Origin of the sequence: Tsuneonella deserti (genome assembly GCF_014644315.1) — a bacterium.
In the GTDB taxonomy this organism is placed as follows: Bacteria; Pseudomonadota; Alphaproteobacteria; order Sphingomonadales; family Sphingomonadaceae; genus Tsuneonella; species Tsuneonella deserti.
Genome location: NZ_BMKL01000001.1, coordinates 2,053,570 through 2,075,755, shown reverse-complemented (window position 1 = coordinate 2,075,755; position 22,186 = coordinate 2,053,570). Strand labels below are relative to the sequence as shown.

General features: G+C 65.8%; 21 protein-coding genes. 12 read left to right on the top strand and 9 right to left on the bottom strand.

Annotated features, from left to right (window positions below; genetic code table 11):
* Positions 1 to 3: 3 nt before the first annotated feature.
* Entirely contained in the window at positions 4 to 1,368 is a 1,365-nt protein-coding gene (hemN, locus tag IEW58_RS10180) for an oxygen-independent coproporphyrinogen III oxidase (protein WP_188645015.1), read from the bottom strand.
* Positions 1,369 to 1,479: 111 nt separating this feature from the next.
* Between hemN and moaA the strand changes: the two genes are divergently transcribed.
* The 9 genes from moaA to IEW58_RS10135 all read left to right on the top strand — a co-directional run bounded on the left by moaA (position 1,480) and on the right by IEW58_RS10135 (position 13,636).
* Positions 1,480 to 2,496 carry a GTP 3',8-cyclase MoaA gene (gene moaA / locus IEW58_RS10175; RefSeq protein ID WP_373284745.1) on the top strand — a complete coding sequence of 339 codons (1,017 nt, stop codon included), beginning with the start codon at positions 1,480 to 1,482 and terminating at the stop codon, positions 2,494 to 2,496.
* A 121-nt stretch (positions 2,497 to 2,617) separates the two neighbouring features.
* Positions 2,618 to 5,359 (top strand): nitrate/nitrite transporter, encoded by a 2,742-nt coding sequence (locus IEW58_RS10170; RefSeq protein WP_188645014.1) that lies wholly within the window; start codon positions 2,618 to 2,620, stop codon positions 5,357 to 5,359.
* Positions 5,360 to 5,378: 19 nt separating this feature from the next.
* A complete protein-coding gene (locus IEW58_RS10165) occupies positions 5,379 to 9,170 on the top strand; it encodes a nitrate reductase subunit alpha (RefSeq protein ID WP_188645013.1) in 3,792 nt (1,263 codons plus the stop codon).
* Positions 9,167 to 10,699 (top strand): nitrate reductase subunit beta, encoded by a 1,533-nt coding sequence (gene narH / locus IEW58_RS10160; protein WP_188645012.1) that lies wholly within the window; start codon positions 9,167 to 9,169, stop codon positions 10,697 to 10,699. Before IEW58_RS10165 ends, narH begins: the two co-directional genes overlap by 4 nt.
* Positions 10,696 to 11,391, top strand: coding sequence for a nitrate reductase molybdenum cofactor assembly chaperone (gene narJ, locus IEW58_RS10155; protein WP_188645011.1), 696 nt, complete (start codon positions 10,696 to 10,698; stop codon positions 11,389 to 11,391). Before narH ends, narJ begins: the two co-directional genes overlap by 4 nt.
* Complete coding sequence (gene narI, locus IEW58_RS10150) at positions 11,388 to 12,182, top strand: respiratory nitrate reductase subunit gamma (RefSeq protein ID WP_188645010.1); 795 nt, start codon at positions 11,388 to 11,390, stop codon at positions 12,180 to 12,182. The genes narJ and narI overlap by 4 nt, the downstream gene beginning before the upstream one ends.
* Positions 12,179 to 13,081 (top strand): peptidylprolyl isomerase, encoded by a 903-nt coding sequence (locus tag IEW58_RS10145; protein WP_188645009.1) that lies wholly within the window; start codon positions 12,179 to 12,181, stop codon positions 13,079 to 13,081. Before narI ends, IEW58_RS10145 begins: the two co-directional genes overlap by 4 nt.
* Positions 13,081 to 13,449, top strand: a complete 369-nt coding sequence (locus IEW58_RS10140) for a hypothetical protein (protein WP_188645008.1) — start codon at positions 13,081 to 13,083, stop codon at positions 13,447 to 13,449. The genes IEW58_RS10145 and IEW58_RS10140 overlap by 1 nt, the downstream gene beginning before the upstream one ends.
* Positions 13,427 to 13,636: a hypothetical protein gene (locus IEW58_RS10135; protein WP_188645007.1), complete on the top strand. Its 210-nt coding sequence runs from the start codon at positions 13,427 to 13,429 to the stop codon at positions 13,634 to 13,636. Before IEW58_RS10140 ends, IEW58_RS10135 begins: the two co-directional genes overlap by 23 nt.
* Here the strand turns inward: IEW58_RS10135 and IEW58_RS10130 are convergent.
* Positions 13,633 to 14,097 (bottom strand): hypothetical protein, encoded by a 465-nt coding sequence (locus tag IEW58_RS10130; RefSeq protein ID WP_229658538.1) that lies wholly within the window; start codon positions 14,095 to 14,097, stop codon positions 13,633 to 13,635. The genes IEW58_RS10135 and IEW58_RS10130 overlap by 4 nt on opposite strands.
* A gap of 96 nt (positions 14,098 to 14,193) precedes the next feature.
* On the opposite strand from IEW58_RS10130, the gene IEW58_RS10125 reads away from it, so the two are divergent.
* On the top strand, positions 14,194 to 14,934 hold the full coding sequence (locus IEW58_RS10125) for a Crp/Fnr family transcriptional regulator (protein ID WP_188645005.1): 741 nt from the start codon (positions 14,194 to 14,196) through the stop codon (positions 14,932 to 14,934).
* A gap of 34 nt (positions 14,935 to 14,968) precedes the next feature.
* Positions 14,969 to 15,517 (top strand): molybdenum cofactor guanylyltransferase, encoded by a 549-nt coding sequence (mobA, locus tag IEW58_RS10120; RefSeq protein ID WP_188645004.1) that lies wholly within the window; start codon positions 14,969 to 14,971, stop codon positions 15,515 to 15,517.
* Here mobA and IEW58_RS10115 read toward each other — a convergent pair.
* The 5 genes from IEW58_RS10115 to IEW58_RS10095 all read right to left on the bottom strand — a co-directional run bounded on the left by IEW58_RS10115 (position 15,514) and on the right by IEW58_RS10095 (position 19,287).
* A complete protein-coding gene (locus tag IEW58_RS10115; RefSeq protein WP_188645003.1) occupies positions 15,514 to 16,686 on the bottom strand; it encodes a molybdopterin molybdotransferase MoeA in 1,173 nt (390 codons plus the stop codon). The two genes, mobA and IEW58_RS10115, sit on opposite strands and share 4 nt — an antisense overlap.
* Entirely contained in the window at positions 16,683 to 17,219 is a 537-nt protein-coding gene (gene moaB, locus IEW58_RS10110; protein ID WP_188645002.1) for a molybdenum cofactor biosynthesis protein B, read from the bottom strand. The genes IEW58_RS10115 and moaB overlap by 4 nt, the downstream gene beginning before the upstream one ends.
* Positions 17,220 to 17,687, bottom strand: coding sequence for a molybdenum cofactor biosynthesis protein MoaE (locus IEW58_RS10105; RefSeq protein WP_188645001.1), 468 nt, complete (start codon positions 17,685 to 17,687; stop codon positions 17,220 to 17,222). It abuts the gene before it with no gap.
* Positions 17,680 to 17,925, bottom strand: a complete 246-nt coding sequence (locus IEW58_RS10100; protein WP_188645000.1) for a MoaD/ThiS family protein — start codon at positions 17,923 to 17,925, stop codon at positions 17,680 to 17,682. The genes IEW58_RS10105 and IEW58_RS10100 overlap by 8 nt, the downstream gene beginning before the upstream one ends.
* An 87-nt stretch (positions 17,926 to 18,012) precedes the next feature.
* Complete coding sequence (locus IEW58_RS10095) at positions 18,013 to 19,287, bottom strand: acyl-CoA dehydrogenase family protein (RefSeq protein ID WP_188644999.1); 1,275 nt, start codon at positions 19,285 to 19,287, stop codon at positions 18,013 to 18,015.
* Positions 19,288 to 19,419: 132 nt separating this feature from the next.
* Between IEW58_RS10095 and IEW58_RS10090 the strand changes: the two genes are divergently transcribed.
* A complete protein-coding gene (locus tag IEW58_RS10090; protein ID WP_188644998.1) occupies positions 19,420 to 20,121 on the top strand; it encodes an energy transducer TonB in 702 nt (233 codons plus the stop codon).
* Here the strand turns inward: IEW58_RS10090 and IEW58_RS10085 are convergent, their stop codons facing one another.
* On the bottom strand, positions 20,122 to 21,462 hold the full coding sequence (locus IEW58_RS10085) for a L,D-transpeptidase family protein (protein WP_188644997.1): 1,341 nt from the start codon (positions 21,460 to 21,462) through the stop codon (positions 20,122 to 20,124).
* Between the two features lie 32 nt (positions 21,463 to 21,494).
* Entirely contained in the window at positions 21,495 to 22,073 is a 579-nt protein-coding gene (locus IEW58_RS10080) for a YMGG-like glycine zipper-containing protein (protein ID WP_188644996.1), read from the bottom strand.
* Positions 22,074 to 22,186: the final 113 nt, after the last annotated feature.

Genomic DNA, 22,186 nt, shown 5'->3' with positions numbered 1-22,186 from the left:
AATTCACACTGCGCGGGAGTAGCGCTCGCGGTTCTGCGCCAGGCTGGCGTCGAAAGCCGCCGCGACCGAGCGGACCAGCGGATAGGCTTCGGTCGTCACTTCGAGGACCGAGCCGCGGCGCCGGAGCAGGCCGTCGGTTTCGAGCATGGCGAGGTAGTCGCTGTCGACTATGCTCTCCGGGGCCCACGCGAAGCGGCCACAAACCGCCTCGAGATCGACTTTGTGATCGCACATGATCCGTTCGATCACTGCCGCGCGGACCCGGTCTTCCGCGCTCGTCCCGTAGCCGCGCGCAACGGGCAGGCGCCCTTCGGCAACGCGCGTGAGGTAGTCGGAATTGAGGACGGTGTTCTGCACGTACCCGTGCGGCAGGTGGCCGATGGCGGAGGAACCGAAGCCGACCAGGACCTCGGCACTATCGGTCGTATAGCCCTGGAAATTGCGGTGCAGGCTGCCGTTCCGCCACGCCTTGGCCAGCGGATCGTCCGTTCGTGCGTAATGATCGAGGCCAATCTCCGCAAAGCCTGCGTCGGTCAGCGCCGCACCGATGGCCTGGGATTGGGCAAGGCGCTCGTCCGTGCCCGGCAATGCACCCTCATCGATTCGGCGCTGGTGCTTCTTGAACGCGGGGACATGGGCATAGCCGAATACCGCGAAGCGATCGGGTGCGAGTTCCAGCGCCTGCGCGACCGTCTTGCGGCACGATTCTACGGTCTGATGCGGAAGGCCGTAGATCAGGTCGAGGTTGATGCGCGCCAGTCCCGCCTGGCGCAGCAATTCGATCGCAGCTCGGGTCACCTCGAAGCTTTGCACCCGGTTGATTGCCATCTGCACGGCGGGATCGAAGCTTTGCACCCCGACGCTTGCGCGATTGAAGCCGGCCTGTCCGAGCGCTTCGGCCAGTTTAGGGCTCAGCGTGCGAGGATCGACCTCGATCGCGATCTCGGCGTCGGACGCGAACTGGAAATGACCCCGCAGCCGCTGCATCAGCGCGGTCATCCGCTCCGGCGGCACCAGCGTGGGAGAGCCCCCGCCAAAATGGAGGTGCTTCAACACGAGACTCTTCGGCATCGCGGCGGCCGCAAGATCGATCTCCTGCTCGAGCGCATCGAGATAGCGCTCGATCGGCTCGTCGCGCGCGGTCACGGTGGTGTGGCAACCGCAGTACAGGCACATGGCCCTGCAGAAGGGCACATGCACGTAAACGGAGATGCCGGAGGCGTCGGGGATCGCCTCCAGCCAGGCGCGATATTCAGCCTCTCCCACCGCGGGCGAAAAGGCCGGGGCGGTCGGGTAGCTGGTGTAGCGCGGCACGTTGGCGGTTGCGTAGCGGGTGAACGTTTCGCGGGAGAGGGTGGGGTAAGTCATCTCCGGCGCGATAATCCGCGAAACAGATTCCGCCGTTGATTCAAATCACGATGTTGGCCACAAAAGTGCTCGAAGTGGTTGCCAACTAGTTGGAGGCGTACGGACATAATCGTGAGGGTCGCCGAATCTTCAGGCATTCAGCCCACTCTGGTTGACAGCTTCGGCCGCACGATCAGCTATGTGCGAATTTCGGTCACCGACCGCTGTGACCTTCGTTGTCGCTATTGCATGGCGGAGCGAATGCAGTTCCTCCCGCGGCGCGAAATTCTGACGCTCGAGGAGATCGCCAAGCTCTCCGATATTTTCATCGCGCGCGGCGTGCGGAAGATTCGGCTGACGGGGGGCGAGCCACTTGTGCGGCGCGGCGTTCTTGATCTGGCCGCTGCGATCGGGTCGCGCATTGGCGACGGTCTCGATGAGCTTACGGTGACAACTAACGGCACTCGTCTGGAACACTTTGCGCGCGGTCTGCACGATGCGGGTGTGCGGCGGATCAACGTCAGCCTGGACAGCCTGCGCCCGGAACGATTCGCGCATGTCACTCGCGGCGGTGATCATTCCGTAGTTCTGCGCGGTATTGCGGCGGCACGCGCGGCGGGGCTGGCGGTCAAGATCAACATGGTCGCGCTCGCCGGTCTCAACGAGGACGAGATCGCCGACATGCTGCGCTGGTGCGGCGGCGAAGGCCACGACCTCACCCTGATCGAGACAATGCCCCTGGGCGAAGTCGAGGAAGACCGCACCGACCGTTACCTGCCGCTCGACCGGGTCAGGCGCGGGCTGGAGAAGCAGTTTGATCTGGTTCCTTCGCTCCGCCGGACGGGCGGGCCTGCGCGGTATTACGATGTCGCGGATCTTGGCGTCCGCCTCGGCCTGATCACCCCGCTCACCAACAATTTCTGCGATGGCTGCAACCGCATCCGGGTCGCTGCGACCGGGACCGTCTACGGGTGCCTCGGCCACGACCAGAAAGTGGAATTGCGCGACGCGCTGCGCGAGGGCGGTGCCGCGCAAGTGGATGCGTTGCTCAACCGGCTGCTGGCGGAGAAACCGCGCCGCCATGAGTTCCGCATCGCCAAGGCGAGCGAACCCGCGGTCGCCCGCCACATGAGCGTTACCGGCGGATGAGGCAGGCGGCGCCGGATCCTGCGGGGCGGCGCTCCTTCCCAAGCGCAAATGATCCGCGTCAATCGATGCCCCACTGCGCAAGCTATTACCCGTGCGGGATCAACCAACGGGCGAGGGCACCATGTCCGAAGTCGTAACCACTGCTCCGGCCACTTCGGCGCCCGGAGCTGAACGCGTTTTGTGGACGAGCACGATCGCCTTCACTGCCTGCTTCGCGGTGTGGACGATTTTCTCGATCATCGGACTGGGGGTGAAGGACGAGCTCGGGCTCAGCGAAACCCAGTTCGGGCTTCTCGTCGGCACCCCGATCCTTACCGGCTCGCTCGCCCGAGTCCTGCTGGGCATTTGGGCCGACCAGATCGGCGGGCGGCGGGTGTTCGCGGCGGTCATGGTCTTCGCCGCGATCGCGACATTCCTGACCTCCTACGCCGATAGTTACGAGACACTGCTTCTCGCGGCGCTTGGCGTGGGACTGGCGGGCGGCACCTTCTCGATCGGGGTGACATACGTCTCAAAGTTCTTCCCGCCGCAGAAGCAGGGCACCGTGCTCGGCATCTTCGGGGCGGGCAACGTCGGCGCGGCGGTGACCAAGTTCATCGCGCCGTTCGTGATGGTCGCGGCCGGCTGGCAAGCGGTCGCGCAAGTATGGGCCGCGGCGCTGCTCGCGATGGCGGTGCTGTTCCTCCTGTTCACCAAGGAGGATCCCGAGCAGGTGGCCCGCCAGCGCGAAGGGCGCAAGGCGGCCGCGATGGGCGCGCAGCTCGCAGTCCTCAAGAACATCCAGGTCTGGCGCTTTGCGCTCTATTACTTCTTCGTATTCGGCGCGTTCGTCGCGCTGGCGCTGTGGTTGCCGCGCTACCTCATGGGCGTCTACGGCCTCGACGTCGAGACGGCGGGAATGCTCGCGGCGTTCTACTCCGTGCCGGCAAGCCTGTTTCGCATCTACGGCGGCAGGCTGTCCGATCGCTACGGCGCGCGCTCGGTGCTCTACGTCACGTTCGGCATCTCCGTCCTGACGACCTTCATGCTCGCCTACCCGCCGACGACCTACATCGTCGAGGGCGTGCGCGGGCGGATCACGTTCCACACCGAGATGGGCCTTGTCCCCTTCCTGGTGACGATCTTCGTGCTCGGGCTGTTCATGAGCTTCGGCAAGGCAGCCGTGTTCAAGCACATCCCGGTCTATTACCCGAACCATGTCGGGGCGGTCGGCGGGTTGGTTGGCATGGTCGGCGGGCTCGGCGGGTTCTTCCTGCCGCTGGCGTTCGGCGCGCTGCTCGACCTCACCGGGGTATGGACGAGCGCGTTCGCCCTGCTGTTCGTGCTGGTGCTGGTGGCGCTGGTGTGGATGCACTTCGCCATCCGCTACATGGAGGCGGTCGCGGCGCGCCGCGGCACCGCAGCCGCGGTGCCCGAGCTGCCCGAGATGCAAGGCATGGGCGAGCCCGGCTTCGTCGCCCCGCCCCGCAAGGCCGGTCCGATCGGCGACTGGCGTCCCGAGGAGCCGGCGTTCTGGCAAGCGACCGGACGGCCGATCGCGCGCCGGAACCTGTGGATCTCGACGTACTGCCTGCTGCTCTCGTTTGCGGTGTGGATGGTCTGGAGCGTGGTGGTCGCGCGGCTCCCGGCGATCGGGTTCGCCTTCTCGACCGACCAGCTGTTCTGGCTCGCCGCGCTGCCCGGCCTGTCGGGGGCGACGCTGCGCATCTTCTACGCCTTCCTGGTGCCGATCTTCGGCGGACGGCTGTGGACCACGCTGTCGACCGCCTCGCTGCTGATTCCCGCATTCGGGATCGGCTACGCGGTGCAGGATCCGCAGACGCCGTACCTCATCTTCCTCGTGCTCGCGCTGCTGTGCGGGTTCGGCGGGGGGAACTTCGCCTCCTCGATGGCGAACATCAGTTACTTCTTTCCCAAGTCCGAGAAGGGCAACGCGCTGGCGATCAACGCGGGGCTCGGCAATCTCGGTGTCAGCCTGATGCAGTTCCTCGTGCCCGTGGTGGTGACGATGAGCCTGTTCGGCGCGCTCGGCGGCCAGGCGCAGACGGCGGCGGACGGTACCCAGCTCTGGATGCAGAACGCAGGCTTCGTGTGGGTGCCGCTGATCGGGATCGGCACGCTCGCGGCGTGGTTCGGGATGAACGACATCCTCTCGGCCAAGTCCTCGTTCGCCGACCAGGCGACGATCTTCGGTCGCGCGCACACTTGGCTGATGTGCTGGCTCTACACCGGCACGTTCGGCACCTTCATCGGCATGTCTGCGGGATTCCCGCTGCTGGCGAAGCTCGTCTTCCCCGAGGTCGACGCGCTCAAGTACGCCTTCGTCGGACCGCTGCTCGGCGCGCTGTCGCGCGCCGGGGCGGGCTGGATATCGGACCGGCTGGGCGGCGCGCGGGTGACCTTCTGGGTCTTCGTGGTGCAGATTATCGCAATCGTGGGAATGATTTACTTCCTGGACCAGGCGAGCTTTGCGGGATTCTTCGCGATGATCCTGCTGTTGTTCTTCGTGAGCGGCGTGGGCAACGCCTCTACCTTCCAGATGGTCCCCGGGATCATGCGCCGGGCGGTCGACCTCGCGGAGCCGGGCTTGAGCGATGAGCAGCGCCGGCTCCAGGCCGAGCGCGAAGGCGCGGCGGTGATCGGCTTCACCTCGGCGATCGCCGCCTACGGCGCGTTCTACATTCCCAAGGCCTACGGATCGTCGATCGATCTCACAGGCACGGCCGATGCGGCGCTCTGGGGCTTCCTCGTCTTCTACGTAAGCTGCGCCGCGCTGACGTGGTTCGCCTACAGTGGGCCGCGCGGCATCCTCCATCGCAGCGAAGGGGCTCGCCTGCGCCCCGCGAACCCTCTCCCGGCGTGATCACAGGAGCGACGACGCAATGAGCCATTTCCTCGACCGCCTGACCTACTTTCGCCGCACGCGGGAAAAGTTTTCCGACGGTCACGGGATCACCACCGACGAGCCGCGCGAATGGGAGGACGCCTATCGCAAGCGCTGGGCGGCGGACAAGGTCGTGCGCTCGACCCACGGCGTGAACTGCACCGGCTCGTGCTCGTGGAAGATCTACGTGAAGGGAGGGATCGTCACCTGGGAGACCCAGCAGACCGATTATCCGCGCACCCGCCCTGATCTACCCAACCACGAACCGCGTGGCTGCCCGCGCGGGGCGAGCTATAGCTGGTACCTCTATTCGGGCACGCGCATCAAATACCCGCTGGTGAGAGCAAGGCTGGTGCGCCACTGGCGTGAAGCGCGCAAGACCATGACGCCGGTGGCGGCATGGCAGTCGATCGTAGAGGATACCGACAAGCGGCGAGACTGGGTCTCCAAGCGTGGACGCGGCGGATTCGTCCGCTCCGGGTGGGACGAGGTGACCGAGATCATCGCCGCGGCCAACGCCTATACCATCAAGAAATACGGGCCGGACCGGATCGCAGGCTTTTCGCCAATCCCGGCGATGTCGATGATCTCCTACGCGGCCGGCAGCCGTTACCTCTCGCTGATCGGCGGCAACCTCCTGTCGTTCTACGACTGGTACTGCGACCTGCCGCCCTCGAGCCCGCAGACCTGGGGTGAGCAGACCGACGTTCCCGAAAGCGCGGACTGGTACAACGCCGGCTTCCTGCTGGTGTGGGGCTCCAATATCCCGATGACCCGCGCCCCCGACGCGCACTTCTATTCCGAAGTGCGCTATCGCGGGGCCAAGAGCGCGGTCATCTCGCCTGACTACAACGAGGCAGCCAAGTTCTCGGATATCTGGCTCCATCCCAAGCAGGGCACCGATGCAGCACTGGCGCTCGCGCTCGGCCACGTCGTGCTGCGCGAGTTTCACGTCGACCGGCAGCCGGAATATTTCGCCGACTACACTCGCAAGTATTCCGACTTCCCGCTGCTGGTGAAGATCGTAGAGCGCGATGGAAGGCTGGTGCCTGACCGCCAGCTTCGCGCGGCGGACCTGGCTGACGGCCTGGGCGAGAACATCAACCCGGACTGGAAGACGGTCGCCTTCGACGAGCTTTCCGGCGAACTGGTCGCCCCGCTTGGATCGGCCGGTTTCCGCTGGGGCGACAAGGGCAAATGGAACCTCGAGGAGAAGGACGGGCAGGGCCGCGACGTGCGCTTGCGCACCACGCTCAAGGATCATGCCGACGCGATCGAGCCGGTCGCGTTCCCCTATTTCGGGGGCACCGCGCCGCACGATTTCGTCGCCACCGGGCACGACGAGATCCTCATGCGCAACGTCCCGCTCAAGCGGCTCGACTTCGCGGACGGAACGAGCGGCTATGTCGCCACGGTGTTCGACCTGTTTTGCGCCAATTATGGCGTCGATCGGGGCTTCGGCGGGGAGAACGTGGCGTCGAGTTATGACGACGACGTACCGTTCACGCCTGCCTGGGCCGAGAAGGTAACGGGCGTCCCGCGCCAGGCGATCATCCAGGTCGCGCGCGAGTTCGCCGACACCGCCGAGAAGACCAATGGCCGCTCGATGGTCATCCTCGGGGCGGGGCTGAACCACTGGTACCACATGGACATGAGCTACCGTGGCATCATCGCCCTGCTGGTGATGTGCGGTTGCATCGGCCAGTCGGGCGGCGGCTGGTCGCACTACGTCGGCCAGGAGAAGCTGCGCCCGCAGACCGGCTGGCTACCCCTCGCCTTCGCGAGCGACTGGACCCGCCCGCCGCGGCAGATGAACGGGACCAGCTTTTTCTACGCGCACACCGACCAGTGGCGCTACGAGACGCTCAAGATGTCGGAAATCCTTTCTCCGGTCGCGCCGGAAGGGGACTGGTCCGCGAGCCTCATCGACTACAATGCCAAGGCCGAAAGGATGGGCTGGCTGCCCTCCGCGCCGCAGCTCCAGCTCAACCCGATCGAACTGGGCCGCCACATTCACGAAACCGGCGCCGATCCGGCGACCGTGGTGTCGGACGGATGGAAATCTGGCGAGATAAAGCCTTCCACACTCGATCCCGACAACCCGGTAAACTGGCCGCGGAACATGTTCTTCTGGCGCTCGAACGTGCTGGGCGCGAGCGGCAAGGGGCATGAGTATTTTCTCAAGCACCTCGTCGGCTCGATGCACGGCGTCGTCGGCACCGATGAGGACCCGCGTATCGACCGGCCGCAGGACATCGTCTGGCACGATGAGGCGCCGGTCGGGAAGCTCGACCTGATGGTCAACATCGACTTCCGAATGTCGACCACCAGCATCTATTCCGACATCGTCCTGCCGACCGCGACCTGGTACGAGAAGCACGACCTCAACACCTCCGACATGCACCCGTTCATCCACCCGCTGTCGGCGGCGGTGGACCCGGCGTGGGAGACAAAGAGTGACTGGAACATCTTCCGGGCGATCGCGAAGAAGTTCTCCGACATCGCTCCGGAAGTGCTGGGCGTGGAACACGACGTCGTGCTCACCCCGATCCAGCATGACACGCCTGGCGAAATGGCGCAGCCCTATGAGCCGAAGGACTGGCTGAAGGGCGAATGCGAGCCGATCCCGGGCAAGACAATGCCCAACGTGCAGGTGGTCGAGCGCAACTATCCGGAAACCTATGCGCGCTTCACCTCGATGGGGCCGCTGCTCGAAAAGCTCGGTAACGGCGGCAAGGGCATCGGCTGGGACACGAAGAAGGAAGTCGAGCTGCTCGGCGACCTCAACGGGCGAGTGGCAGACGGGCCGACCGAAGGCCGGCCCAAGATCGATACCGACATCGACGCCTGCGAGACGATCCTCATGCTCGCGCCCGAGACCAACGGCGAAGTCGCGGTCAAGGCCTGGGCGGCGCTGGCCGAGTTCACCGGGCGCTCTCATCACCATCTCGCGGAAGGCAAGGAAGAGGAGAAGATCCGCTTCCGCGATGTCGCCGCGCAGCCGAGGAAGATCATCTCCTCGCCCACCTGGTCGGGGCTGGAGAGCGAGCATGTCTGCTACAACGCGGGCTACACAAACGTGCACGAGCTGATCCCGTGGCGCACGCTGTCAGGACGCCAGTCGCTCTACCAGGATCACCACTGGATGCGCGCGTTCGGCGAAGGGTTCGTCACCTGGCGCCCTCCGATCGACACCAAGACCGTGCTGCAGGTGATCGGAAAGCTCCCCAACGGCAACAAGGAGATCATGCTCAACATCCTCACCCCGCACCAGAAGTGGGGGATTCATTCGACCTATACCGAGAACCTGATCATGCTCAGCCTCAACCGGGGCGGGCCGACCGTGTGGATCAGCGAGGATGATGCGAAAGCGGCGGGCATCGTCGACAACGACTGGATCGAGGTGTTCAACGTCAACGGCGCACTGACGGCGCGGGCGATCGTCTCGCAGCGGATCATGCCGGGATCGGCAATCATGTACCACGCGCAGGAAAAGCTGGTGAACACGGTCGGCTCGCAGATCACCGGCCAGCGCGGCGGGATCCACAACTCGGTGACGCGGATCAACATGAAGCCGACGCACATGATCGGCGGCTACGTCCAGCTCGCCTACGGCTTCAACTACTACGGCACGGTGGGGGCGAACCGCGACGAGTTCGTGATCGTGAGAAAGATGAGCGAAGTGAACTGGTTCGACAAAGCCGCCGACGATAGCGCCAACGTCGAGGGAGGGACCGCCGACTGGGGAACCGGCACCGGCCGAACCGTCACGAGGGAGGCGGCGGAATGAAGGTCCGTGCCCAGATCGCGATGGTCCTGAACCTCGACAAGTGCATCGGCTGTCACACCTGCTCGATCACCTGCAAGAACGTCTGGACCAACCGCGAAGGCGTCGAATACGCCTGGTTCAACAATGTCGAGACCAAGCCGGGCATCGGCTATCCCAAGGACTGGGAGAACCAGGAGCGGTGGAAGGGAGGCTGGGTCCGCAAGGGCAACGGCAAGATCATTCCCCGACAGGGCGCCAAGTGGCGCATCCTGTCGAAGCTGTTCGCCAACCCGCATCTGCCTGAAATCGACGACTTCTACGAACCCTACACATTCGAATACGAATGGCTCCAATCAGCCCCCGAGTTGCAGGCGCAGCCGACCGCTCGGCCAAAGTCGCTGGTGACCGGCGAGTTACTCAACAAGATCGAATGGAGCGGCAACTGGGAGGACATGCTCGGCGGCGAGTTCGAAAAACGCGGGCACGATTACAACTTCGACGGGGTGCAGAAGGAGATTTACGGCCAGTTCGAAAAGACCTTCATGATGTACCTGCCGAGGCTTTGCGAGCATTGCCTCAACCCCACCTGCCTCGCGTCGTGCCCCTCGGGCGCGATCTACAAGCGGGCGGAGGACGGCATCGTCCTGATCGACCAGGAAAAGTGTCGCGGCTGGCGGATGTGTGTGTCGGGCTGCCCGTACAAGAAAATCTACTACAACTGGTCGAGCGGGAAGAGCGAGAAGTGCATCTTCTGCTACCCGCGCATCGAGACGGGCCAGCCGACGGTGTGCTCCGAAACCTGTGTCGGCCGCATCCGCTACCTCGGCGTGGTGCTCTATGATGCGGACAAGATCGAGGCGGCGGCCAGCGTCGAGGATCCGAAGGACCTCTATCCCGCGCAACTCGGCGTGTTCCTCGATCCCTACGACGTCAAAGTTCAGGAAGCCGCGCGGGCGGAGGGCATCCCAGACCAGTGGCTCGAGGCTGCGACCCGCTCGCCGGTGTACAAGATGGCGATGGAGTGGAAGATCGCCTTCCCGCTTCACCCCGAATACCGCACCCTGCCGATGGTCTGGTACGTGCCCCCGCTGTCGCCGATCCAGTCGGCAGCGGAAGCGGGCAAGATCTCGGCGCTCGACGGGATGCCAGATGTTCGCTCCTTGCGCATCCCGCTGCGCTATCTCGCCAACCTGCTTACCGCGGGCGACGAGGAGCCGATCGCCCACGCGCTCGAGCGGATGTTGGCCATGCGTTCCTACATGCGCGCCAAGAGCGTGGAGGGGAGGATCGACGAGTCGATCCCGCAGCGCGTCGGGCTCGACCGCACGACGATCGAGGAGATGTACCGGATCATGGCTCTCGCCGCCTACGAAGACCGCTACGTCATCCCGACCGCCCGGCGCGAACTCGACGAGGACGCCTTTGTCCTGCGTGGTTCCTCAGGCTTCGGCTTCAAGGAAAACTCGCTCGGCAAGACCAAGGTGAACCTGTTCGGCGGAGGAGCCAAGAAAGCGCCGCGCGATCCGCGGATGGAGGTGCCGACGACATGAGGACCACCCTCAAGGCTTTCGCCGCGCTGCTTGGCTATCCATCGCAAGAGCTGAAGGAACATGCCAGCGAGGTTGCCCAAGCCATCCGAAGCGAAGACGCGCTCCCCCGCGCGGCGCTGCGGCGCCTGCAGCCGCTGCTCGATCGGCTCGCGGACGACGAGCTCCTCGATTCCCAATCGGCCTACAGCGAGCTGTTCGACCGCTCGCGCTCGCTATCGTTGCACTTGTTTGAGCACGTCCACGGCGACAGCCGCGAGCGCGGGCAGGCGATGATCGACCTCGGGCAGCAGTACATCGAAAGCGGGTTCTACCTCGAAGCAAGCGAACTGCCGGACTTTATACCGGTGTTCCTCGAATACGCCTCGTTCCTGCCGCCGGGTGAGGCGCGCGAGACGATAGGCCAGCCCGCGCATGTGTTCGCCGCGCTCGCTGAGCGGCTCGACAAGCGCGGGTCCGATTACGCCGCGATCTTCCGCGGGCTCGTCGCGCTCGCCGGCGCGCGGCCCGACATGGCGGCGGTCGCGGGGGTGGATGACAACACGCCGCCCGTCGATCCCGACGTGGAGGACGATTGGGAGGAGACCCCGGTCTCGTTCAGCGCCCACGCGGCGCACGAGATGGGCGGGCCGACCGGTCCGGTCGCGCGGATCAGGGCCGCTAACCGGGCCAAGGCACAGGAGGCAGGACGATGACCGACTTCATCAACCAGCTGGCGTTCGGGTGGTATCCTTATCTGGCGGTCACCGTGCTTGTCGTGGGCAGTGTGATGCGGTTCGACGCAAACCAGTACAGCTGGCGCTCGCAATCGAGCCAGTTCCTCCGCCGCAAGCAGATGGTGTTGGGCTCCAACCTGTTTCACATGGGCATTATCATCCTGTTCTTCGGACATCTCGTCGGGCTTCTCACGCCAGTCAACGTGTTCGACCTCATGGGTGTGAGCCACAGCTTCAAGCAGACCACTGCGCTCGTAGTGGGCGGGATCGCAGGCGTGCTCGCCTATGTCGGCGCTACCCTGCTGCTCCATCGCCGGCTGTTCGATCCGCGCATCCGGCGCAGTTCCTCGATTGGCGACATCCTTGTGCTGGTGCTGATCTGGCTCCAGCTCACGCTCGGCATCGCGACCACTTACTGGACGCTGCAGCATCTCGACGGCAGCGAAATGGTGAAGTTCATGGGCTGGGCCAACGGCATCCTCACACTGAACCCCGCCGCGCCTGACATCATCAAGGACACCGCGCTGGTCTACAAGCTGCACATCGTGCTCGGCCTGACGCTGTTCATCATCACGCCATTCACTCGCCTGGTGCACATCTGGAGCGCGCCGGTGTGGTTCCTGCTGCGCCCTGGATACCAGATCGTCCGCTCGCGGCGGTCTGACAAGCCCAACTATTCGCTCACGCGCGGTCCCGCAGGCGTCGCGCCCAGCTATGGCGGGCCAGCGGTGCTGCGCCAGCAAGCCGAGAGCGGGGAGGCGGGGGCATGAGCCGCCAGCTCGACGTCATCAACCTGGGCGATCCGCAGCAGCGATCCGCGCCCGTCATGCCAAGCTCGTGCGAAAGCCACGGTTGCTCGGGTGGCCCCGAGCCGCTGCTTCCGCCGCCGCCGAGCTTTGGCGAAGTGATCGTCAACGGGGTTGAGATCGATCCCGACGCCATCGCACGCGAGATCCAGCATCATCCCGCGCCCGACGCGGAAACCGCCTGGGCCGAGGCGGCGCGCGCCCTCGCCGTGCGCGAACTGCTGCTTCAGGAGGGGCGGCGCCTGGGCCTCGGGGATTCAAGCGACGAGGCCGGGAACGAGCCCGAGGATGACGCGCTGATAACCGCGGTGCTCGAACACGAGGTAGCGCCGGCAGAAGCGGGCGAGGCCGAGTGCCGGCGCTACTACGATGCCAATATCGAACGCTTCCGCACCCCGGACCTGTTCGACGCAGCCCACATCCTGCTCGAACCCGAAGGCAAGACCGATGAGGCCTGGCAGGTTGTCGAGAAGCGTGCCCGCGCGCTGATCGAGGAAATCGGCGACGACCAGGCGAAGTTCGCCGCAGCTGCACGCGAGATGTCTGGCTGTGCATCCGCACAGCAGGATGGGTCGCTCGGCCAGATCCGCCGGGGTGAGCTGGTCCCGGCGGTGCAGGCCGCGATCGAGGCGCTCGCCGATGGCGAGACGGGCCGCGAGCCGGTCCGATCGCAGTTTGGCTGGCACGTTCTGCGCCTCCACCGCAAAATACCCGGCCAGACGCTGCCGTTCGAGGCGGCACGGCCGAAAATCGCCGATATGCTGGAGGCGCGTAGCTGGTCGATGGAGGCGGCGCGCTACGTCGCCGAACTCGCGAAGCGGGGGCGGGTCGAAGGTGTCCTGATCGAAGGCGCTGCCGCCTGATGGCGATGATGGGCGATATCCTGGGCGCCGCGCGGCGGTCCGCAGCGGGGTTCCAGGCGTGGATTGAGCGGACGGACCCCGCCTTGGCGCAGCGCGTCGCGGCTGCAGCCGCGCAGACCGGCCTCAGCTTTGCAGGCTATATCCGCGCGGCGGTCGCCGACTTCGGACGCTTCGCTTCGGAGGAAGACTGGGCCACGCTGATGTCATCGCTTCGCGACAGCGACGATCCTGGGACACTTTGCCTGCTGGCGATGGTCGACTGGCGATTGACTGCCGAAGGCTGCGGGGCACATACCCATGGAACGGCCGGCCACCACCATCACCACCACCACCACGGAGCGCCCGATGAACGATCCGCAGCACCGTAAGGCCGAGGAGGGGGCGCTCAACCCCGCGCTCAAGAGCACTTCGGAAACCGTTTACGACACGAACCGCAGCACTCCGGCGCCGATCGACACCGCCTCGGCCAGCGAGGGGGAGGGCGAAGGCTGGCCCTGGATCTGGCTGGTCGTGACGATCGTCGGCGTGGCTCTGGCAATCTGGTTCCTCATCTAGCGGTTCGGGCGGGCCGACGGTCCCGCAAGCGACCTGAGGTACCCGATGGTATCGGCTGCCAACTCACACCCGTTCCAGCCGGCCGAGACCCGACCGGGGCGCAAGGTGAGGATAATGCTGTCGAGCCCACGCTCGCGCGCAATTTCATCGAGACGGGTGCAGAGCACGCTGCGCACAGGGCGATCGCTGGAGAGGTCGATGGCTGCCAGGACGTCCACGCTCAGGGCCGGTCCATGCCGCAGTGTCTCCTGCGTCCTGAACGCAGCCAGCCCGTAAAAGCAGTCGTCCTGCGACTCCACACCCAGCACACCGCCTCCCTGCAAGGTGACCTGGCGCGCGTATGCCTGCCAGCGAGGGAGGGAGACGCCTGCGGCTGACCGCGCGAGCGGGTAGGCCAGCGCAAAGTGGCGCTCCTCCAGCTCGAAAACGCGGAAATCCGGCATGAACCCTCTCCAAAGCATCGTGCCGTGTTTGATCCCTACAGCCGATGGGGTAGGAGGCGTTGAGCCATGTCAAACACCTGCCGGCTTGCCCGCGAATCCTGACCGAGGTGGGAAGTGCCCTATACGCCGTCCGGCGCGCTGACCGATCTGCCAGCGGGCCACCCTTGCGAAACCTGCCCGGTGCGCCCGATCACGATCTGCCGCAGCCAGACGCCGGACGTGCTGGCGGACCTGCGCCGGCTCGGCAGCATGCAGAAGCTCGAAGCGGGACAGCCCGTGTTCCACGAAGGCGACCCCGCGCGCCGCGTGTTCATGCTGACTTTCGGATCGCTCAAGATCTACACCCTGCTCGGTGACGGGCGGCGCCAGGTGACGGGGTTCATGTTCCCCGGCGATTTCCTGGGCATCTCGCTCGAAGGGGAATACTCCTTCACCGTCGAGGCACTGAACAGCGCCGAACTGTGGTGGTTCTCGCGCGATGCGTTCGCGCGCTTTATCGCCGATCATCCCACCGTCGAACACGAGCTTTACCGGCTCTCGGCGCACGAACTGGCGGCGGCACAGCAGCAGATGGTGCTGTTGGGGCGCAAGACGGCAGCCGAACGGTTGGCGAGCTTCTTCCTCGACCTCCAAAGACGGCAGGAGCGGGTCACCGGGGTCAGCGAACGAAACGTCGACTTGCCGATGAGCCGACTCGATATCGCCGACTACCTGGGTCTCACCAAGGAGACGGTGAGCCGGATGCTCGCCGACCTGCGCCAGCGCGGCTTGATCCGTTTGGCCCAGCAGAACCGGGTCGAGGTACTCGATCGCGAGCGGCTGGAAGAGGTTGCCGCCGGTTACGAGGGCGATTGAGATAATTTCTCCCCTGACTCCGCCGGAGGTTGCCGTGGTCATCCTTGCCGGCGGGGATGGCAGCCGGATGGGCGGGGCGAAGCCTCTGAGGATGCTCGCGGGGCGCACTCTTCTCGATCGAGCGATCCACCGCGCGAGGAGTTGGAGCGACGATATCTTCATTTCGGCCAGATCGGCCGCCCAGGTGGGCGCGGCCGGGCTGCCGCTGCTGCTCGACGAGCCGGGCCTCGGCGGACCGCTCGCGGGATTGGCGGCGGCTCGCTCGACCGGTAGTGACGCGGTGCTGACGGTACCGTGCGACATGCCCTTCCTGCCCACCGACCTGCTGCCCCGCCTGATGGAAGCGTTCGCCGGCCGCGGCGCAGCACTGGCTGAGGCACGCGGACAGGTTCATCCCGTATGTGGGTTATGGCGGACCGAGGCATTGGGCGAGATCGCGGATTACGCCGCCAGCGGGCGCCGGTCGCTGATCGGCTTCGCGGAGCGAGTGGGATATTCCATCGGCCGGTGGGAGGCGGCGGAGATGTTCGACAACATCAACACTCGGGCCGATCTCGCTATGGCCGAAGCCAGGCTGGCCTAGAACTCCAGCGCCTCAACGATATCTCCAGGTTGCCGCGCCGGCTCCTGGGGGCGCGTTCGCAAAAGCAGGTCCGCCTCGACCAGGGGCGCCTGCGCTCCTGAATCCTGCTGGCCGAGCGGCTCGGCTCCCGATGGACTTCGACGTGCCCGAACGAATGTCTCGCGCTCTCCGCAAGCGGCGAGGGGCGCGGCAAGTCGGACCGGTTGCCATTCGAGCGCGCCACCGCGGCCCGACAAACCAGTAACGAGGGGGGCAAGCAGCAGCCGGGCAGTGACCATCGCGGACGTCGGGTTGCCGGGCAGACCCATTACAAGCCGTCCCGCTGCACGGCCCAGCCACACTGGCTTTCCCGGTTTCATCGCGACTTTCGAAAACAACAGTTCAAGGCCCGCTGGCTCGAACATCGTCTTCGCGAAATCTCTTTCCCCGACAGAGGCGCCGCCCGTTACGACTATGAGATCGGCTTGCTCGAGTGCGCTGGCCGCGGCGCGTTCAAGCGCTTTCAGGTCGTCGGCGACGCGGCAGGTCTCGAGCACGCGTGCGCCCCACTGCTCGGCGAGCGCGGCCACCCCGTACGACACGCTCTCGGGAATCTGGCCGGGCCTGGTGCGCGCCTCTCCGGGTGGAGCAAGCTCGTCGCCCGTGGCAAGGACGACCAGTCGCGGCTGCCTCCAGACCGCAACCTCGCCCGCGTCCGCTCCCGCCGCGGCGACAAGGGCGCGCGGCGTGATGGGTTCACCCGCATCGACCAAGAGCTGCCCGGTACGAAAATCGGACCCGCGGCCGCGGATGTGGCGGGCTGTTCCCGGACCCTCACTGAACGATACACGATCGTCCGTGCGCGCGGCGTTCTCCTGGATCATCACCCGGTCCGCGCCGGTCGGCACAGGAGCGCCGGTGAAAATCCGCACGCAGGTTCCCGGCTCGACCGTTCCGGCGAACCCGCTTCCGGCGAAGGATTCGCCAATCAGGCGCAGTGGCCCGGGCAGGTCTTCGCTGCGCAAGGCGTAGCCGTCCATCGCGGCAGCGTCGGCAGGAGGTGAATCGATCATCGCGCGGACCGGCTCCGCCAGCACCCGTCCCGCCGCCCTCGCGATCGGCACGCGCTCGCTACCGGCCGGTCGGGCAAGCTCGAGCACGAGGTGCGCCGCTTCGTCGAAGGAGATCATGCGCACAGGTGCCGGAGGCGAGGAATCTGTCCCGCAAGCGAGCAGGGCCGGTGGCGGCTGTCGAGCTCCTGCCCCAGTACCAGGTCCCACGCATCACGGCAGGCGCCGGTCGAGCCGGGCAGGCAAAAGACGAAGGTATCCTCGATCTGACCCGCAAACGCGCGCGACTGCAGTGTCGAGACACCCACGGTGCCCAGGCTTGCCTGGTGGAAGACCACGGAAAACCCGTCCATCTCGCGGCGGAAGAGGGGCCGCACCGCTTCGGGCGTGACGTCGCGCGGCGCGAAGCCGGTGCCGCCGGTGGCCAACACCAGGTCGATGGTTTCGTCAGCGACCCACGCGCGGACTTGCGCGCGTATGGCGTCTACCTCGTCTTTCACGATCGACCTGGCCGCCAGGACATGGCCAGCCGCCTGAAGACGGTCGGCGAGCAAGGCGCCGGACTTGTCGGTCGCCTCGTCACGCGTATCGGAGATTGTCAGGACCGCGATGTGCAGTGGGTGGAAGGCCAGGCTGGCGTCGATTCCGGGCATTCAGTCGCTCCAGCGCTGCGTGTCAGCATGATCGGCCTCGGTGGGCTCGATCCAGTTCGAGCCGATCGCGGTGTCCTCGCGCTTCCAGAACACCGCCTGGGTCTTCAGTCGATCCATCATGTAATCGGCGGCCTCGAATGCGGCCCGCCGGTGAGCGGAGGCAGCGGCCACGAATACGATTGCATCGCCGCTGCCTACCTCACCGATCCGGTGGACTACGCGGACAGCGCTGACGCCGAAGCGCTGCCGCGCGTCCGCGGCGATCTGCCGCACTGATTGCTCCGTCAACACCGGGTGGTGGTCAAGGAACAGCCGCTCGACCGCCGCGCCGCGGATGGACGATGGTCGCGCAAGCCCGGTGAATGTGGCAACCCCGCCTTCACCCCCGAGAGCCGCAAGGAACGCGTCGAACTCCGCCCGCGGATCAAGCGCGTCGTCCGTTATGCGCGCTTCGACTGCGTCAGCCACCTGACACCGGTGGCAGGAGCGCAATTTCGTCGTCGGCGGCGACAGGATGCCGGTCGCTCACCATCGCGTCGTTCACACATGCGCGCACTCGCGGAGACAGGAGGTCGTCCGAGGCAGCCGGATGGGCGCGGGCGAGTGCTTGCCGCACATCCGAGATTGTCGCCGTGCCCGGCTCCGGTTCAAAATTCACTTCGCGCCCGATTAGTTCGCCGAGCTTGCCGAAGAGGAAAATCTTCAATTGGGCACCTTCATCGCGCGGGTGTTCGTAAGCAGTGTCCAGGCGGGATACACCACCGGGAGGCGGATGCCACAGCGCATCATCGCTTCAAACGCCCAGAGGCCTGGCACGGTCGCGCCACGCGGCCATCCGATCGCCTACCCGGCCCAGCTCGAGCCGGGCGATCGAGCGCAGGTGCACCTCGTCCGGGCCGTCAGCGATGCGCAGCGCGCGCATCCCCGCATAGGTTTCGGCCAGTCCGAAATCGTCTGACAGTCCACCCGCGCCGTGGGCCTGCATTGCGTCGTCCAGAACGCGCAGCGCGGCGCGGGGGGCGGCCACCTTGATCATGGCGATCTCCAGCCGAGCCGCCTTGTTGTCGCTCTTGTCCATCATGTCGGCGGCCTTGAGGCACAGCAATCGGGCCATCTCGATGTCGATCCGCGCTTCGCCGAGGCGCTGTTCCCAGACAGACTGGTCGGCGAGCCGCTTGCCGAACGCGACCCTCGAAAGCAGGCGTTCGGCCATCTTCTCGATGGCCCGCTCGGCCGCCCCGATCGTGCGCATGCAGTGGTGGATGCGACCTGGTCCCAGCCGGCCTTGCGCAATCTCGAACCCGCGTCCTTCGCCCAGGATCATGTTCTCCGCCGGGACGCGCACATCGCGAAGGACGATCTCGGCATGACCGTGCGGAGCGCCATCGTAGCCGAACACCGGCAGCATGCGCACAATCTCAACTCCAGGTGTGTCGAGCGGAACCAGGACTTGCGACTGCTGCTGGTGAGCCAGCGCTTCGGGATCGGTCTTGCCCATGACGATCGCCAGCTTGCAGCGGGGATCTCCCGCGCCGGAAGACCACCACTTTCGGCCGTTGATGACGTAGCTGTCACCCTCGCGCCGGATCGAGGTCTGGATATTTCTCGCGTCGGAAGAGGCGACGTCGGGTTCGGTCATCAGGAATGCGGAGCGGATGCTGCCGTCCATCAGCGGGCGTAGCCACTCTTCCTTTTGTGTCGCCGAGCCGTATCGGTGCAGCACTTCCATGTTGCCCGTGTCGGGGGCCGAGCAGTTGAACGCCTCGGATGCGAAGCCCACGCGGCCCATCTCTTCCGCGCACAGGGCATATTCGAGGTTCGTGAGACCAGCGCCGCGGTAATCCCCCTCGTCGTGCCCGGACGGAGGCAGGAAGAGGTTCCACAGCCCTTCGGCGTAGGCGCGGGCCTTGAGTTCCTCGACGACTGGCGGGACGCTCCATCTCGTGGCGGGATCGTCGGCCTTGAGGTGCGCGCGGTACGCCTCCTCGGCCGGATAGACGTGACTCTCCATGAAGGCGCGAACGCGATCCCGCCATTCGAGTTGCCGTGCCGACGGGGCGAAATCCATCGCTTTTCTCCTTGCTGCGGAACCACGCGGGTATGGCGGGAATGCTACCGTTCGGCAGAGTGCGCGCATTGATCTGCCGCAAGCGTTCCGAAAGGGGAGCAGAGCGCCCCTTTCTCCGTTGTCCATCATGCGATGTATGGGCAGGACAAGGACCCGCGCAGGCGTGCAGGCGCCCTGGCGCTTACGATCGCGGTCCACGGGGCGTTGGCGGCAGGATTGTTGCTCGGCTTGCGATCGGGCGGGGTTGCTCCGGACAGTGCTGACACCCCGCTCGTCACCGTGGACATGCGCCCTCCGCCTCCTCCGCCGCCGCCCCCCCCCACGCAGCGGCAAAGCGACCCCGCGAAAGGTCGGCCTGGCGATGAAGGAGCCAAGGCCGATGCCATGCCGGTGGAAGCGCCAACCGCGCCCGTGCCACTCCGTCCGGCACCGGCTGCTTCGGTGGCAGGAGAGGGACGGGATGTGAATTCGGGCGCGGGCACGGCCGGTACCGGAACGGGCGCCGGCTCAGGCTCAGGCACAGGCGGAAGCGACGGCGGGGGCGCGGGGACGCCGGCGCAACGCATCGCCGGGGCCTTGCGCGACAGCGACTATCCTCGCGCGGCCGAGGCAGCCGGACTTGCAGGCACTGTCGCCATCAGCTTCCGCGTTCGCACCGATGGCGCAGTGGATCGCTGCACGGTGCTTCGTTCGAGCGGACATGCCCTGCTCGACGATCTCACGTGTCGCCTGTTTACAGCCCGCTTCCGCTTTCGCCCCGCCACAAACGGGCGGGGCGAGGCGGTCGAATCGACCCTGCAGACAAGTTTCACCTGGGGAACGAGGCGCCGCTGATCAGTTCGTCAAAGCGGCCATCTGCGGCGCTCCGTCGCGGCCATAGACGTCATCGCGGAATGCGATCCCCTTCTCGGTCGGCGCAGCGGTCAGGTAAGTGAGATAGACCGGCACAAGGGTCGGCAGGTTGATTTTCTGTTCGGGCTTCGAACCCGCCTTGGCCACCGACTTGCCGAGCAACCAGCGCCCCAGGCGCTCCGCATCCTCGAGGCGTACGCAGCCGTTGCTGAGCTGGCGTTCGTCGAGCTTCAGCAGTCCCCTGTCAGGCGTGTCGTGAAGGTAGATGCCCTTGGGATTGGGAAATTCGTATTTCACTTTGCCCATGAAATTGCCGCCGCCCGGTTTCTGACGGACATAAGGCGGCTCCGCACCTTGCGCGACTGACTTCCAATCGATTTTCGCAGGGTCGATCGGCTTGGCGCTCTCGTCATAGCTTGGCAGCACTTCGTAACCGCGCGTCTTGAGATACTTCGTGCCTTGCTTCAGCACGCCGTTCGCGATTGTCCGCTGCACGAGGTCCGGCGGGACGTTCCAGTAGGGATTGACGATCGCATAGCGCAGGAAGCCTGCCATCGCGGGGGTCTGCGATTCAGACTTGCCGACAACGACCCGCATCGAATCCACCGGCTTGCCATTCTCGTACATCCACAACCGCGCGCTCGCCGCGTCCACTAGGACATAGCGATCGGCCGGAGTGGCCGGCAGCGCACGCACGCGCTGGAGATTTTCCCAGATCGTGCGTCGGCGTTCGGGATCGTACCCGTTGCTGTCCAGCGCGTCGCGAAGGGGGGCGTAGAAGGGGTGCATCCAGCCCATCTCGGCAACGTAGGTCTCGAGCGAGGGCGCCTTTGCGGCTGCCTGCAAGGCAGCCTCGGCAGTGGGGACAACCGGCGCAAGCGCACGGCTTTCGTAGAGCATCGACGCCCGGGGAGCGGCACGCATGGCCTGGACATAGGACGCGTATAGATGTGACAGGCCCGTGTCGGCCTTCGCGATTGCTTCGGGATCGCCGCGCATCGCCCGATCGAGATCACGGCGGACGGAATCGGTCCGCAGCTTTTTCAGCGTTTTCCGATCGAGCGCATCAAATTGTGCGGTGTCGAGCCGGCTCAGCAGCCGGTCGACTGCGGGACGGGCACTGCCGTCGGGCGACAACCACAGCGGTCGATAATCCCGCGAGGCATAGAAACGGCGCAAGTCGCCAGCCCGGTCCTTCACCTCCGACCGAAGCTCGTGGCTGTCCAGACCGTAAGGCTGCGCCGCCGCCACAGGGATGGGCGCGCCGAATGCAATCAGCGCGCCCACACCAGCGACCAGCACCGCGCGGTTGGTCCGGGCCATTGCGGCCCTTGCAATGCTAGTCATTTGAAGGTTCAGCCCCGCTCACCGGTATAGGTGGTATTCACGGGCTGCTGAGCCGGAACGCCCGCATAGTACTGGCCTTCGCGGACATAGCCGTCGATGCAGCCGTCGCGGTTCTGGTCGGCCCAGATCGCACCGCCAAGGCCGCCAACGGCCGCGCCGATCGCAGCACCTTCAAGCACGCCGAGCCCGCCGATGAGCGCACCAGCGCCGGCGCCAACGGCCGCACCGGCAACGCCGGTCTTGAGCGCCGTGCCGCCCACGCTCGGGCAGTAGGAGGCATCGCCCATGCCGGGCTGGTAGGTGTCCGGGGTGCCCGCATAGTAGCGGTTCTGGTAGACGTAGCCGTCAGCGCGGCCATCGCGGTTCCGGTCAGCCCAGACCGCGCCTGCAAGCCCGCCGGCGGCGGCACCGATCGCGGCGCTGGTCAGGAGGTCGGTGCCGGCAACGGCAGAGACGCCGGCCCCGGCAGCAGCGCCGATAGCGGCGCCGGTCCCGGCGCTGGCGAGGGTGTCACTATCACCATTGTACGAAGTGCATGCGCCAAGCGGCAGCGCGGCGGCTGCCAGTAACACGATAGATTTTTTCATCGTTTGTCCCTTCAATTGATCATGCCACGTTCGTGACCACGCAATACCCTCGCGCCCGTCCCCCAAACGCGATCAGTGCGTGGGCGTTCCAAGCGTGCGTCAACCGGGGAAAG

Excerpts from the sequence above, each read along its gene's own strand:
- hemN (WP_188645015.1), bottom strand. The coding sequence starts at position 1,368 with ATGACTTACCCCACCCTCTCCCGCGAAACGTTCACCCGCTACGCAACC.
- IEW58_RS10170 (WP_188645014.1), top strand. The coding sequence starts at position 2,618 with ATGTCCGAAGTCGTAACCACTGCTCCGGCCACTTCGGCGCCCGGAGCT.
- IEW58_RS10165 (WP_188645013.1), top strand. The coding sequence starts at position 5,379 with ATGAGCCATTTCCTCGACCGCCTGACCTACTTTCGCCGCACGCGGGAA.
- narH (WP_188645012.1), top strand. The coding sequence starts at position 9,167 with ATGAAGGTCCGTGCCCAGATCGCGATGGTCCTGAACCTCGACAAGTGC.
- narJ (WP_188645011.1), top strand. The coding sequence starts at position 10,696 with ATGAGGACCACCCTCAAGGCTTTCGCCGCGCTGCTTGGCTATCCATCG.
- narI (WP_188645010.1), top strand. The coding sequence starts at position 11,388 with ATGACCGACTTCATCAACCAGCTGGCGTTCGGGTGGTATCCTTATCTG.
- IEW58_RS10145 (WP_188645009.1), top strand. The coding sequence starts at position 12,179 with ATGAGCCGCCAGCTCGACGTCATCAACCTGGGCGATCCGCAGCAGCGA.
- IEW58_RS10140 (WP_188645008.1), top strand. The coding sequence starts at position 13,081 with ATGGCGATGATGGGCGATATCCTGGGCGCCGCGCGGCGGTCCGCAGCG.
- IEW58_RS10135 (WP_188645007.1), top strand. The coding sequence starts at position 13,427 with ATGAACGATCCGCAGCACCGTAAGGCCGAGGAGGGGGCGCTCAACCCC.
- IEW58_RS10130 (WP_229658538.1), bottom strand. The coding sequence starts at position 14,097 with ATGCTTTGGAGAGGGTTCATGCCGGATTTCCGCGTTTTCGAGCTGGAG.
- IEW58_RS10115 (WP_188645003.1), bottom strand. The coding sequence starts at position 16,686 with ATGATCTCCTTCGACGAAGCGGCGCACCTCGTGCTCGAGCTTGCCCGA.
- moaB (WP_188645002.1), bottom strand. The coding sequence starts at position 17,219 with ATGCCCGGAATCGACGCCAGCCTGGCCTTCCACCCACTGCACATCGCG.
- IEW58_RS10095 (WP_188644999.1), bottom strand. The coding sequence starts at position 19,287 with ATGGATTTCGCCCCGTCGGCACGGCAACTCGAATGGCGGGATCGCGTT.
- IEW58_RS10090 (WP_188644998.1), top strand. The coding sequence starts at position 19,420 with ATGTATGGGCAGGACAAGGACCCGCGCAGGCGTGCAGGCGCCCTGGCG.
- IEW58_RS10085 (WP_188644997.1), bottom strand. The coding sequence starts at position 21,462 with ATGGCCCGGACCAACCGCGCGGTGCTGGTCGCTGGTGTGGGCGCGCTG.
- IEW58_RS10080 (WP_188644996.1), bottom strand. The coding sequence starts at position 22,073 with ATGAAAAAATCTATCGTGTTACTGGCAGCCGCCGCGCTGCCGCTTGGC.